This is a genomic window from Bradyrhizobium vignae (assembly GCF_004114425.1).
Classification (GTDB): domain Bacteria; phylum Pseudomonadota; class Alphaproteobacteria; order Rhizobiales; family Xanthobacteraceae; genus Bradyrhizobium; species Bradyrhizobium vignae.
In genome coordinates, this window is sequence record NZ_RDQF01000011.1 from 144472 (window position 1) to 157328 (window position 12857).

General features: G+C 64.3%; 12 protein-coding genes. 3 read left to right on the forward strand and 9 right to left on the reverse strand.

What is annotated here, in order from left to right:
- Window positions 1-52: 52 nt before the first annotated feature.
- The 8 genes from EAV90_RS12515 to EAV90_RS12550 form a co-directional block, all read right to left on the reverse strand.
- Window positions 53-742, reverse strand: a complete 690-nt coding sequence (locus tag EAV90_RS12515; RefSeq protein ID WP_122403270.1) for a DUF4956 domain-containing protein — start codon at window positions 740-742, stop codon at window positions 53-55.
- 233 nt (window positions 743-975) lie between these two features.
- Window positions 976-1791, reverse strand: a complete 816-nt coding sequence (locus EAV90_RS12520; protein ID WP_129143482.1) for a hypothetical protein — start codon at window positions 1789-1791, stop codon at window positions 976-978.
- An 86-nt stretch (window positions 1792-1877) separates the two neighbouring features.
- The gene (gene fsrB, locus EAV90_RS12525; RefSeq protein WP_129143483.1) at window positions 1878-3170 is read right to left on the reverse strand and encodes a siderophore utilization protein FsrB; all 1293 of its coding nucleotides are present in this window, start codon (window positions 3168-3170) and stop codon (window positions 1878-1880) included.
- 56 nt (window positions 3171-3226) lie between these two features.
- On the reverse strand, window positions 3227-5215 hold the full coding sequence (locus EAV90_RS12530; RefSeq protein ID WP_129143501.1) for a TonB-dependent siderophore receptor: 1989 nt from the start codon (window positions 5213-5215) through the stop codon (window positions 3227-3229).
- A 517-nt stretch (window positions 5216-5732) separates the two neighbouring features.
- Window positions 5733-6398, reverse strand: coding sequence for a methionine ABC transporter permease (locus tag EAV90_RS12535; RefSeq protein WP_122403274.1), 666 nt, complete (start codon window positions 6396-6398; stop codon window positions 5733-5735).
- Window positions 6388-7512 carry a methionine ABC transporter ATP-binding protein gene (locus EAV90_RS12540; RefSeq protein WP_164936886.1) on the reverse strand — a complete coding sequence of 375 codons (1125 nt, stop codon included), beginning with the start codon at window positions 7510-7512 and terminating at the stop codon, window positions 6388-6390. Before EAV90_RS12540 ends, EAV90_RS12535 begins: the two co-directional genes overlap by 11 nt.
- A 249-nt stretch (window positions 7513-7761) precedes the next feature.
- Window positions 7762-9234, reverse strand: a complete 1473-nt coding sequence (locus EAV90_RS12545; RefSeq protein WP_129143484.1) for a DASS family sodium-coupled anion symporter — start codon at window positions 9232-9234, stop codon at window positions 7762-7764.
- A gap of 143 nt (window positions 9235-9377) precedes the next feature.
- Window positions 9378-10136: a hypothetical protein gene (locus tag EAV90_RS12550; RefSeq protein WP_129143485.1), complete on the reverse strand. Its 759-nt coding sequence runs from the start codon at window positions 10134-10136 to the stop codon at window positions 9378-9380.
- Between the two features lie 62 nt (window positions 10137-10198).
- Here EAV90_RS12550 and nthA point away from each other — a divergent pair, with 62 nt between their 5' ends.
- Genes nthA through EAV90_RS12565 form a run of 3 tightly spaced genes read left to right on the forward strand, consistent with a single transcriptional unit; the run spans window position 10199 to window position 11867 of the window.
- A complete protein-coding gene (gene nthA, locus EAV90_RS12555; RefSeq protein WP_129143486.1) occupies window positions 10199-10831 on the forward strand; it encodes a nitrile hydratase subunit alpha in 633 nt (210 codons plus the stop codon).
- Window positions 10828-11487, forward strand: coding sequence for a nitrile hydratase subunit beta (gene nthB / locus EAV90_RS12560; protein WP_129143487.1), 660 nt, complete (start codon window positions 10828-10830; stop codon window positions 11485-11487). Before nthA ends, nthB begins: the two co-directional genes overlap by 4 nt.
- A complete protein-coding gene (locus tag EAV90_RS12565; protein ID WP_164936887.1) occupies window positions 11487-11867 on the forward strand; it encodes a nitrile hydratase accessory protein in 381 nt (126 codons plus the stop codon). The genes nthB and EAV90_RS12565 overlap by 1 nt, the downstream gene beginning before the upstream one ends.
- A 158-nt stretch (window positions 11868-12025) precedes the next feature.
- Here EAV90_RS12565 and queC read toward each other — a convergent pair whose 3' ends face one another.
- Window positions 12026-12742 (reverse strand): 7-cyano-7-deazaguanine synthase QueC, encoded by a 717-nt coding sequence (queC, locus tag EAV90_RS12570; protein ID WP_129143489.1) that lies wholly within the window; start codon window positions 12740-12742, stop codon window positions 12026-12028.
- Window positions 12743-12857 lie beyond the last annotated feature (115 nt).

The window sequence follows — 12857 nt, forward strand, 5'->3', positions numbered from 1 at the left end:
AGCCCGGATGGGCCGCGTCGTCTGGATCGACTTGCCGACGTTTCCGCAAGTATCAATCCCCATCCCCTTCCGGGCCTTTGCCACGCTGCAGGCGAACGACGTTGACCTCCGACGTTCCTGGTACGACGCGAACGGCCGCGGCGATGGTCGGGATGTCTTGTCCGGCGCCGGCGACAATCTCAAACGCGTAGGTCGTGCCGCGCTCAGCTGTGTGCCGCAAAGACACGGAATTGACGCGTTCGGCAACGCGGCTCAGGGCGGTTTCGTACTGCGCGAATGCATCTTCGGCGCCCGTCGCCCTGACGCGCAGCGAGGGCGCGCGGGGCGTGCCGAATTTTATGCGCTCCAAAACGATCAGGAGGATCAGCACGAATGCGCATCCGCCGGCGGTCAGAACGAACTGGCCGCCTCCGATGCCAACGCCCGTCACGATCGATATGAAGACGAAGGTGAACTCTCGCGTGTCGCGGACGATCGTTCGAAACCGGATGAGGCCCAGAAGGCCGATCAACGCGAAGGCGAACCCCTCGCCCATGGCCCGGTTGGCGTTGTCGAACGCCGTGGCCGAGCGGATCGTGTGCATCACCAACGCTGTCAGCGGCACAATGACGACGCAGGCGTGAACGAACGAGGCCGAGAGCAACATCCCGTGGTAGCCGCGCGCGTAAGCAAAGCCGATCAGCAGACCAAGCGCGATCGACAGGACCGTGGCGCCGAGAACGTACTCGATCTGTGGTGTCATCGCCGCTTATGCTCCCAATCGACGGCATCGATTCCAATATGGGGATGATTGTTCTTCAGAAATACTCGCGATAAAGTGGCACGGCGAAAAACCCTTTATAGGGCGCGCAGGAGCCTGAGTCGATGCCATGCCGGCTGATCCGGCGGCACCGTGCTTTGGTAATCGTTCGAGCGTGATTTCGTCGTGAAATTGATTCTCACGTGGCCGACACCACACGTCGGGCCGGCCAGGCTCTAGCGCAGCGGCAGCAGATCCAGCTGGCTCTGCGCCTTCTTGACGGCGGCCGCGAACCAGCTCTGGCTCGGCGCTTCCTTGGCAAAGCACTTGGTGTAGGCGTCCATCGCCTGGTCTTCGCGGGCCATGGCGTCCTGCGGGGTCTTCTTGGCCATCATCTGCTTCCAGACCTTCTCGCAGGGCGGGATCTCGGCAGTCTTCACGGCATCGGTTGCAGCAAGGTAGAAGACCTTGTCGCCCTGGACCGCAACCACGCCAATCTCGCTGGGCGGCCCCTTGAGGCCGCCATTGCCACGCACGCCGAGCACCGCGACCGCGGCGCTCGCGCCGCCAGGCTTGGTGATGGGCAGGTCCGCATATTTCGCGAAGGCGGCGTCCTGAATGGCGTAATAGTAGAACCGGTCCGACCTGAGCGCCGCGCTGATCTCCTGCGGCATGCCGTCCTCGCGGTGCTCGGAAAGCCAGTGCTCGAGCAGCCCGGTCGTGGTCACCACCGCTTGCAGCTTGTCGCCTTCGGTGGCGAAACCGAGGCCGTCGAGATGACCGAAGCCGATGTCTCCCTTGTACAGCGTGTCGACATTCGACTTGCCGTCGGCCGGAAGCCCCTTGATCGTGACCGGGCCTACCAGTGCGCGCAGCGCAGCGGCGAGCTCTCTGAGCGCTGCGTCATGCTGCTTCGAGGTGTCCTCGCTCTCCTTGGCCTTCGAGAATTTGACGATGTAGCGATCACGCAGGTCGAGATAGTGCTGCTCGGGTGTAGCCGCATGTGCGCAGGACCCGAAGACGAGCAGGCAGAGCAAGGCAAGCGATCTCATCGCAATTCCGGAAGACTGTGGACGATCTTCAGTCTTTGTGCCGGTGCCGGCTATGAAGGTTCATCCTTTGACGGAATGCGCGTGCCCTACTCTGCCGGCGTGAGTTGCTGCCGCGTCAGGCGCATCGCGGCGGTCTCGCGCACGCGAACACGGGCGCGGCGCTTGCGCCACCAGATCACGACGCCAGTCACCGAGAGCGCCGCCACCACGAGGCCCATGACCGAGATCAGGATGCGGCCGAACAGTCCGACGATACGGCCCGAATGCAGCGGAAACTGCGCCTGTACGAAGATGTCGGCGGCGGTGCCGACCCAGGGCAGCCGCTCGCCAATGGGGCGGCCGTCCTCGCTGTCGTAATAGAGCTGCGCCGGGCCGACACCGCCGGCGCCGTGGTCGTCGCCGGGGTGGAAGAAGGCGGCGGCATAGACGCCATGGGCGGGGCCGTAATTGATCGAACCGACCGGGGTGGTCCACCCCCGCGCCTTGCCGTCGGCAGCGGCGCGTGCGGCGATGTCGGCGAAGGTGACCTTGGGCTCGATCGGATCGTCGAGATCGCGATACGGCCGCTGCTCATAGGGCGTCGGCGTGTAATTCGACACCATCTTCATCAGCGGTGAGAACACCTCGAAATAGAGGTTCAGCGAGAACGCCGTGAAGGCGATGATGAACAGCACGCCCCAGGTCCAGAGGCTGAAGGCGCGGTGGATGTCGAAATTGATCCGGTACGCACTGCCCGAGGTCTTGATGGTCCAAGCCGGAGCCCAACGCGCCCAGAAGCCGCGCTCGAGCTGGCGTGCGACTTCAGGCGCCCGCGCGGCCTTGGCGCGCGGGCGCGAGGGCAGCGTCAGGTAGAAGCCGACGAAGCAATCGATGGTCCAGATGATGGCGATCACGCCCAGCACGCGCATGCCCCAGCGGTCGCTGCCCCAGAACTCCGGGATGTGCATCGTGTAGTGCAGCTTGTAAAGAAACGAGACGAAGTTCTCGCGCGTGACGGGCCACACTGCGCCCCAATAGCGCCGGCCAAGCTCAGCACCGGTGTTGGGATCGAGGAAGACCTGATTGTAGTCGAGCGGGTAACGCTTGCCGGTTGCGGGATCGATACGCGGCATGATGAAGAACCACAGCGAGTGGCCCTGCTCCGGCGTCATGAAGAGATAAACGACGCGCGCACGGGGATCGCGCTGTTCGATCATCTTGGCGAGCTCGATCGAGGGAATCGCCGGGCCTTTGCTGCCGACGTCGAACAGATGGCTGTTCAGGACGTCGTCGATCTCGTGATCCCAGGAGATGATCGCGCCGGTGATGCCGGAGAAGAACAGGAATCCGGCCGTGAGCAGTCCCGCCCAGCGATGCAGCCTGCCGAATATCGCTCTCATCGTCTTCCACTCTCATCCAGCAGGTTCGGCCCCCCAGTGCCGGACCGTCTTCGATTTCACCAGCGATAGGTCAGCTTGCCGATCGCCTTGCGCCCCTCGGCATAGAAGCAGCCCGCCAGGCTGTAGCACGCAGCGACATAGCGCGTGTCGGCAAGGTTGGTCACGTTCAGCGACAGGCGCCAGTTGGCATGGGTGTAGGCCAAAAGCGCATCCAGCACGGTCGAGGCTCCCACCTTGAAGGTGTTGGCATCATCGCCCCAGGTCGCGCCCACGTAGCGGATGCCGCCGCCGAACTGCAGGCCCGCGAGCGGCCCGTTCTGCAGCGTGTAGTCGCTCCACAGCGAAGCGCGGTTGAGCGGCACGGTGACCGGCGCCTTACCGACATTCACCGGATCCTGCGTCACCATGGCGTCGACATAGGCATAGGCCGCGCGCAGGTTCCAGCCGTCGGCGAGCGACATCGTGCCTTCGAGCTCGATGCCGCGCGACTTCACCTGCCCGGTCTGTTCGGCAAAGGTGGCCGCAGGCACGTAGGTGACGACGTTGTCGCGCGTCAGGTCGAACGCGGCGAAGGTGAACAGTGCGTTCCAGCCGAGCGGCTGGTACTTGACGCCGACCTCGTACTGGACGCCCGTCTCGGGATTGAGCATCTGTCCGCCAAAACCGGTCGCGAGCACCGGCAGGAACGATTCCGAGTAGCTGAAATAGGGCGCAACGCCGTTGTCGAAATTGTACATCACGGCGGCGCGTCCAGTGAAGGCCGAAGCATCCTTCGCGACCGTGGTGTTGACGATGCCGCTATCGACCTGCGTCGTCACGAAATCCTGACGGCCGCCGAGCTGCAACGAGAGCCGGCCGAGCTTGATCTGATCCTGCGCATAGAGGCCCACCTGCGACTGCTTGACGCCGGTGTTGTCGCTCATCGCACCGATGGTCCAGTCGTAGCTGTAGACCGGATTGAAGACGTTGATCTCGGGCGCCGACGTCGTGACGCCGAAGGCGGTGTCGCGAAACCGCGTGTTGCGGTAGTCGACACCGACCAATGTGGTGTGGCTGAGAATGCCGGTGTTGAACTTGCCCTGGAGCTGATTATCGACGGCAAAGGAGTTGATGTAGGAGTTGCTGTAGCTGCCATAACGCGCGAGCTGCCCCGCGGCCTCGTCGGTATAGCCGCCGCCGTAAAACACCTTTTCCTCGTTGTGCTGATAGGCGTAGCGCAGGTTCTGCCGGAACGTGAGATAGTCGGTGAGATCGTGCGAGAGCTGGTAGCCGGCGGTTGCGATCTCGGTATTGAACGCGTCGAAGCTCGGCACGCCTGCGAAGAACGAGACCGGAATGGTGCGCCCGTTGTTCGGCCATACCGTGCCGGAGGCCGGCAGGAACTGAAGGCCCCACCCTGCCCGATCCTTCTGGTAGTTGGCGAGCAAGGTGATGGTGGTGTCCTCGTTCGGCTTGAAGGTGATTGCGGGCGCGATGAAGACGCGGTTGTCCTTGCTGAAATCGACCTGGGTTTCGCCGTCGCGCACGACGCCGGTCAGGCGCCACAGCACGGTGCCTTCCTTGTTGGCGGGGCCGCCCACGTCGAACTGACCCTGATAACGGTTGAAGCTGCCGCCGGAGATCGAGACCTCGCCGAACTGCTGCGCCGTCGGCAGCTTGGTCACGTAGTTCAGGATGCCGCCGGTGCCGCTGCCGCCATACATCGCGGAGGACGGGCCCTTGAGCACCTCGATGCGCTCGGCGCCATAGGGATCGAGGCCGTTGAAATGCACGTAGTTGCTGGAGGGAATCCGCAAGCCGTCGACGTAGAGTCCCGGCATGGTCATGTCGAAGCCGCGGATCTGGAGACCGCCGAAGCGGGTGTCCGAGCCGCCATTGACGTCGCCGCTGACGCCGGCGGTGTAGCGCAGGGCCTCGCCGATCGAGACGGCGCCCTGGTTCCTGATCTGATCGGTGGTGATGACGGACACCGACTGCGGCGTTTCGATTAGCGGCGTATCAGTCTTGGTGGCGGTGCCGCTCCGCGTCGCGACGAAACCGCGCACCGGTCCATTGGCGCGTTCGACCGTGACACCGTTCGATGACGCCGACTGGGCTGGCGTAGCCTGCTGCGCCGGAACGCGACGATTGGCGCGTGCGGTGCGTGTCGCCGCAGCCCTTCGCGACGAAGCAATCGCCGCCGGACGGGCGCGCTGCGCCGGCGCTTCCACGGTGACTTCGGGAATTTGCGTCTGCGCCTTCACATAACCGAAGGGAACGACGAGAGAGAATGTGCTGACCGCCCCGAGGAAAAGCACCTGAATCTGTCGACGACGCGTGCACCACGCGAAGAAAGTTGGAAGTCGGTCACGTCTTTCGAGACCCCACGCACTGCCGGCTTCGCCGGTATCGTTTTTGATGCCCTGCCCTAACTCAGGCGGTTTTCGAGTGCGATAGGAGCGGTGTTAGAATTTCTCCAGACGTGTGCGCAGCACCTGCGGCCAATGCGCTCAGGCGTGCTTCGGAGTTTGGAATGTTTCCAGACAGACGAGACTCTGCCTGTTCGCAACATCTGGAAACGGCTCAGCGATGCCGCAGCCGGCGGTTGACCCGGCGTGCCAGATAATCGCCGGCGCTCTGGACGAGCTGCACCAACGCGATCAGCACGACCACGACGGCGAGCATCATCTCCGGCATGAAGCGCTGATAGCCGTAGCGAATACCGAGATCGCCGAGCCCTCCGCCGCCGACCGCGCCGACCATCGCGGAGTAGCCGAGCAGACTGACCACGGCGAGCGTCAGCGCCAGAAGCAGACCCGGCAGCGCCTCGGGGATCAGGACCTTGAACACGATCTGAAGCGGCGAAGCCCCGAACGAGGACGCGGTCTCGATCAGGCCGCCGTCAACCTCGCGGATCGCGGCTTCCACCAGGCGTGCGATGAACGGCGTCGAGGCGATGGTCAGCGGCACGATCGCAGCGGTCGATCCGATCGAGGTGCCGGCAATGAGGCGGGTGAACGGAATGATGGCGACGACGAGGATGATGAAGGGCGTGGACCGCGTCGCATTGACGACGATGCCGAGCACGCGATTGACGAGCGGGGCCGCGAACAACTCGCCTTTGCGGCTGGTGGCGAGGAAGACGCCGAGCGGCAGGCCAAAGGCGGTGCCGAGCAGCGCGGCGATGCCGACCATGTACAGGCTTTCGCCCGTGGCCTGGATGATCAAATTGATGAGTTCAGGCGACATAGCCGAGACGCTCCGCCGAGAATTGGTGTTGAGAGAGCCAAGCGAGCGTTCGCGTCACCGCGTCCTCGCCACCGGGAATTCCGAGCGTGAGCGAACCGACATGCTGGCCGCCGATCTCGTCGATGCGGGCCGACAGCAGCGCGACGTCCAGGCCGAGGTCGCGGGCGAGCCGGGCCACCACGGTATCGCCGGCCCCTGCCCCACGCACCTGAACGCGGATCACGGCCTGTCCGCCGGCGGACGGCTCTGAAGTCATCCGGCTCGCCAGCGACACGGGCAAGCTGTCGCCGATCACCTCGGCCAGGAAGGACTGCGTGATCGGATGCTTCGGGTGGGTGAAGATGTCCGCGACATGGCCGCTCTCCACGACATGGCCGCCATCGAGCACCACCACTTCCCTGGCGAGCTGGCGCACCACGGACATTTCGTGGGTAATCAGCACGATGGTCACGCCGAGCTCGCGGTTGATGTTCGCGAGCAGATCGAGGATCGCCCGCGTGGTCTGTGGATCGAGCGCCGAGGTGGCCTCGTCCGACAGCAGCACGCTCGGTCGGGTCGCCAGCGCCCGCGCGATGCCGACGCGCTGCTTCTGGCCGCCGGAGAGCTCTGACGGATAGCGATCGTGCTTGTCGGCGATGCCGACCAACGCCAGCAGTTCGGCGACGCGCGCTTTGATGTCCGCCTTGGTCCAGCCGGCGATCTCGAGCGGCAGCGCGATGTTGCCGGCGGCCGTGCGCGAGGACAGCAGGTTAAAGTGCTGGAAGATCATGCCGATCGAGCGCTGCGCCAACCGTAGTTCGCGGCCGGCGAGCGCCGAGATATCCCTGTTGTCAACGATCACGCGGCCCGTGGTCGGCTTCTCCAGCCCGTTGATCAGCCGCACCAGGCTCGACTTGCCGGCGCCGGAGCGGCCGATCACGCCGGTGATGGAACCGCGCGGAATCGCAAAGTCGATGTCTTGCAGCGCGTTGACGCCGGGCTTGCCGCGATAGGCCGGATAGGTTTTTGAGATGGCTTCGAAACGGACCATTGCGTCCGGCTCGGTCGGAGCAGGTGAAATCGCTTCAAGCGTTTCGATCGGTCTTCCGATCGCGAGCGATTGGTGAGCGTTCATGGAAGCGGCCTTCATGCACAATAATTCGCTTGCCCGCGCCGCTCAGGGGCATACGGGAACCAGGTCGCTGGAGCGACGGGGGTGAAAGTGAGATGCCGGCTCAGGGGAGCGCGCTGCACCGCAGCACGCACCATCGCCGTTTCCGGTCTTTCATGCAATATCAGATATTTGCGGGGAGTTGGACGAAGTTTTCCCAATCTCTCGCGTACGAAGAAAATTCATCTGCCGGAGGCACCCTCCCCACCCTCCTCAGTGGACCCGCAGCCAAGGCAGCACGATCAGCAGGAGCCCTGCGAAATAAAGCAGCCCGAAGATCAGCCCAAAAGCCCAGAACTGCCCCTTCCCGATATAGCCGCTGCCGAAATACATCGGCGCAGGCCCCGTTGCGTAAGGCGAGATCACGCCCATCAGGCCGAGCGAATACATGCAGAGCATGGCAAGCGTCGTGACCGGCAGGTCCGCGATGCCCGAGCCGACCGCGAGCACCACGGGCAGCACCGCGGCGGCATGCGAGGTGATGCTCGAGAAGAAATAGTGGATCCAGAAGAACAGCGCGACCAGAAGGATCATCGCGGTCGACGGCGACAGGCCCGCGAGCGGCTTGGCGTATTCGGTCGCGAACCATTTGATGAAGCCGATCTCGTTGAGACCCGACGCCAGCGTCAACAGCGAGGTGAAATAGAAGAACACCTCCCAGGCGCTCTTCTCGCCGACGATGTCGGCAAATTCGATCACCCCGGAGACCAGCATCAAGGAGATCACGATGAAGACGACGGTGGTGGCGTTGACGAAATTCGAGCCGAGCAACGGCACGTGGATGTCCGGGCTCGAGCCCGCGATCCACAGGAACATCGCGAGCACGATCAGCGCCAGCATGATCCACTCGTTGCGCGACATCGGTCCCATCGCCGTCAGCTCCTTCGCCGCCCATTCGGAGATTTCCGGGCTGCGCTTCACCTCGGGACGGCAAACCACGTAGCTGAGCAGCGGAACGAGCACCATCAGGAGGATTCCGAGCGGCGCAAAGCCCAGGAACCACTGGCCCCAGCTGACCTCGACCCCGACGGTCTTCTTGGCGATCGCCAGCGCCGCCGCATTGGGCGCGAGCGCGGTGAAGAACAGTGAGCTCGTGACCGCAGTCGCGGCGAACGCGGTCCACATCACATAAGTGCCGATCTTGCCGGCGGTCGGCCCCGGCTCGGAGCCATAGATGCGCGGGATGTTGCTGATGATGGGATAGACGATGCCGCCGCTGCGTGCCGTGTTCGACGGCGTTGCCGGCGCGAGCACGAAGTCGGACATCGCCACCGCATAGCCGAGGCCGAGCGTGTTGCGGCCAAGCCGCTGCACCAGCACCAGCGCAATGCGCCGGCCGAGTTGGCTCTTGCGATAGCCGATCGAGAACACGAAGGCGCCGACGATCAGCCAGACCGTACTCTCGGCAAAGCCTGCCAGCATCCAGCGCAGCGATTTGGTCGGATCGGGGTCGATATAGCCACTGATGCCGGCGACGGTGAGTCCGATCAGCCCGACCGCGCCGACCGGCATCGATTCCAGGATGAGCCCGGTGATGACGGCCGCGAACACGGCGAAATAGTGCCACTGATTGACGTTGAGCCCCGTGGGCACGGGCCACAGATAGATCGCCAGCCACACCATGAGCGGCGCGATCAGCTTCCAGCGAAATCCCTTCGCCTCAGGCGCCTGCGAGCTAGCGGCCATGGGCCCTCCCCTCGATTGTCGTCAAATCAAGCGGTCCGTTGGCCGGGCCGCCCTTGTCCCATCGCGGCGTATACGGATTGTCCGCGGCGCGATCAATGGCCAGAAGCGGGTTCTGCCGCTAAGTGCCTGATTTTCCGAGAGGCTCACAAATGCCCGGTGCGCCGGTGCGCCGGCTCGCTACCACCGACAGGAAACCTGATCGTTGTGCCGATGGTGACCCAGTTGGCGTTCTCGCCGGTGATGTTGCGGCCGTAGATCACGTCGACGGAGAATATCTCGTTTGGCCGGTAGCGCACGCCGGTCTGAAAGCGCGGCTGCACGATGCTCGCGACCTGGGACGCGCCGGCCTGGCCGTAAGCCTCGATCGTCCACTGCAACGTGTCGGTGAACTTCCAGTCGAAGCCGAAGCCGTAGCTCAGGTAGTGGCGATCGACGGCGCGATCCCAGAGCCAGCCGGCATTGACGTTGACGCGCATGGTCTCGGACAGGCGAAAGGTCGCTGGTATGACCACAAAGGCGGACAACGCCTCGCCAGTCGCTGCATCGAATGATCCACCGCCATAGGCCGACAATCCCCAGCGCCCGATTCCGGTGGGGATGAAGTTGGTCTTGGCTTTCGGAGCCAGCGTCGTGCTCCAGTCGCCATCGCTGCGGGCCCGAATGGTCTGCATACTCAGCTCGATCGGCCTGAAGGGATCGACGACGCAGGAGGGATTGGCAACCGCTGCGAAATCCGTGTTGGAAGCAGTCGACAGCCAGCTTTCGACCTTGCAGGAGCCGACCTCGGAGATATCGGCGGCATCCACGGCATAGGCGCCATTCGCCGCGCGCGCATCCTGCGCCGCAAGTGCGACAAGAGCCGTGATTGCGGCGTATATTCCGGTTCGTGCAGCCCAGCCCATGGCGCGACGTTAGCAGAGTCTTCGCCTCGACAAGGCCCGGATTCTGGGACTATCTTCGCGCCATGAGCGAGCATCATCACGACCACGACCACGATCATGACCATTCCGAGCTGTCCGAAACCGAGCTGCGCGTACGCGCGCTCGAGACGATCCTCACCGAAAAAGGCTATGTCGAACCGGCCGCGCTCGATGCCATCATCCAGGCCTATGAGACCAAGATCGGCCCGCACAATGGCGCGCGCGTCATCGCAAAAGCCTGGACCGATCCGGCCTTCAGGAAGGCGCTGCTGGAGGACGGCAGCAAGGCGATCGGCACGCTCGGCCATGTCAGCCGCGTCGGCGATCATCTCGTCGTGGTCGAGAACACGCCGCAGCGTCACAACATGGTCGTGTGCACGCTGTGCTCCTGCTACCCCTGGGAAATGCTGGGGTTGCCGCCGGTCTGGTACAAGGCGGCGCCTTACCGCTCGCGCGCGGTGAAGGATCCGCGCGGCGTGCTCGCCGATTTCGGCATCTCGCTGTCCAAGGACATCGAAATCCGGGTGTGGGATTCCACCGCCGAGACGCGCTTCCTGGTGCTGCCGATGCGACCCGAGGGCACCGAGGGCTGGAGCGAGGAGCAGCTCGCTGAGCTCGTCACCCGCGACTCCATGATCGGCACCGGCTTTCCGCGCAGGCCTGGAGCGCCGTCGTGAACGGCGTGCACGACATGGGCGGCATGGACGGGTTCGGCAAGGTCGAGCCCGAGCCGAACGAGCCGATGTTCCATGCGGATTGGGAATCGCGTGTCCTGGCGATGGTGCGTGCGATGGGCGCGGCCGGCGCTTTCAACATCGACACGTCGCGCTTCTATCGCGAGACCTTGCCGCCGGATGTTTATCTCTCAAGCTCCTATTACGAGAAATGGTTTCTCGGGCTCGAGGAGATGCTGATCGAGAAAGGCTACCTCACAAGAGAGGAGGTCGCCGCCGGCCACGCGATGCAGCCAGGAAAGGCGCTCAAGCATGGCAAGTTCGATCTCTCCAACGTCGAGCGCGTGATGGTGCGCGGAAAGTTCGCTCGCCCTGCCCCGGCCCCGGCGAAATTCAGCATCGGCGATCGCGTGCGCGCCAAGAACATCCATCCGGCGACACATACGCGGCTGCCGCGCTACGTGCGTGGGCATGTCGGCGTGGTCGAGTTGAACCATGGCTGCCATGTGTTTCCGGACACGGCGGCGATGGAGCGCGGCGAGAATCCGCAATGGCTCTACACCGTCGTCTTCGAGGGCCGCGATCTCTGGGGCGAGGATGGTGATCCCACGTTGAAGGTTTCGATCGACGCGTTCGAACCCTATCTGGAGCCGGTGTGATGAGTGGTAGCGCCGCTGCCGCCGCGACGGCAGCGATCCCGGGCATTCCGCGCGATGACGAAGGCCCGGTGTTCCGCGCGCCCTGGGAGGCGCATGCGTTCGCGATGGCGCTGACGCTCCACGAGCGTGGTGTGTTCACCTGGCCCGAATGGGCCGCCGCCCTTGCCGACGAGATCAAGCGCGCGCAGGCGGCCGGCGATCCCGATACGGGCGAGACGTACTATCTGCACTGGCTCGCCACGCTTGAGGGCCTCGTCGCGCGCAAGGGCGTCGCCTCGATCGAGACGCTGCATCGCTATCGCGACGCCTGGGATCATGCGGCCGATCGCACGCCGCACGGCAAGCCGATCGAGCTGCGGGACGAGGATTTTGCGGGGTAATCACCTCCGCGTCGCGTGGATACTGTCGCCCCAACCAACATTGTCATCACCCGCGAAGGCGGGTGATCCAGTATTCCAGAGACGCTCGTGGGATACCGAGAAGCTGCGGCGTACTGGATTCCCCGCCTTCGCGGGGAATGACAGCGAAGATTGGAGCGCTATTTCCGCCCCGCCACATACTCCCGCCATCCCTTCGCCCGCAGGCTGCACGCCGGGCACTCGCCGCAGCCATAGCCCCAATCGTGCTGTGCGCCGCGTTCGCCGAGATAGCAGGTGTGGGACTGCTCGCGGATGAGATCGACCAGGCCGTCGCCGCCGAGATCATGCGCCAGCTTCCACGTCGCGGCCTTGTCGATCCACATCAGGGGCGTATGCAGCTCGAACTGCTTGGCCATGCCGAGTGAGAGCGCCGCCTGCATGGCGCGGATGGTCTCGTCGCGGCAATCGGGATAGCCGGAATAGTCGGTCTCGCACATGCCGCCGACGATGTGGCTGATCCCACGTCGATAGGCCAGCGCCGCGGCGAAGGTCAGAAACACGAGGTTGCGGCCCGGCACGAAGGTATTGGGCAGGCCGTCCGCGCCCATCGCGATCGCGACGTCGCGGGTCAGCGCGGTCTCGGAGACGGCCGCGAGCGTCGGGATGGACAGGGTATGGCTCTCGCCGAGTTTTGCAGCCCAATCCGCGCGCAGCTCTTTGATGCCGTCGAGCAGGCGGTCACGGCAGGCGAGCTCGATGGCATGGCGCTGGCCGTAGTCGAACCCCAACGTCTCCACGCGGGCAAAGCGGCTGAGCGCCCAGGCGAGGCAGGTGGTGGAATCCTGGCCGCCGGAGAACAGCACCAGCGCGGTTTCGGAGGATGATGCGTCACTCATGGCCCGCGCTTTAGCACCATGGAACGGGGCCGCCAATCGGTGGAAATCGATCTGTTCCGCTGCGCCCCGCTGGGAACGGCGGCCCGCTTTTGGCATAAGGCCTTGGAGCCTAGGA

Bases quoted from the DNA above. Each gene is read 5' to 3' on its own strand.
- EAV90_RS12515 (WP_122403270.1), bottom strand. From the start codon at position 742: ATGACACCACAGATCGAGTACGTTCTCGGCGCCACGGTCCTGTCGATC.
- EAV90_RS12520 (WP_129143482.1), bottom strand. From the start codon at position 1,791: ATGAGATCGCTTGCCTTGCTCTGCCTGCTCGTCTTCGGGTCCTGCGCA.
- fsrB (WP_129143483.1), bottom strand. From the start codon at position 3,170: ATGAGAGCGATATTCGGCAGGCTGCATCGCTGGGCGGGACTGCTCACG.
- EAV90_RS12535 (WP_122403274.1), bottom strand. From the start codon at position 6,398: ATGTCGCCTGAACTCATCAATTTGATCATCCAGGCCACGGGCGAAAGC.
- EAV90_RS12540 (WP_164936886.1), bottom strand. From the start codon at position 7,512: ATGAACGCTCACCAATCGCTCGCGATCGGAAGACCGATCGAAACGCTT.
- EAV90_RS12545 (WP_129143484.1), bottom strand. From the start codon at position 9,234: ATGGCCGCTAGCTCGCAGGCGCCTGAGGCGAAGGGATTTCGCTGGAAG.
- EAV90_RS12550 (WP_129143485.1), bottom strand. From the start codon at position 10,136: ATGGGCTGGGCTGCACGAACCGGAATATACGCCGCAATCACGGCTCTT.
- nthA (WP_129143486.1), top strand. From the start codon at position 10,199: ATGAGCGAGCATCATCACGACCACGACCACGATCATGACCATTCCGAG.
- EAV90_RS12565 (WP_164936887.1), top strand. From the start codon at position 11,487: ATGAGTGGTAGCGCCGCTGCCGCCGCGACGGCAGCGATCCCGGGCATT.
- queC (WP_129143489.1), bottom strand. From the start codon at position 12,742: ATGAGTGACGCATCATCCTCCGAAACCGCGCTGGTGCTGTTCTCCGGC.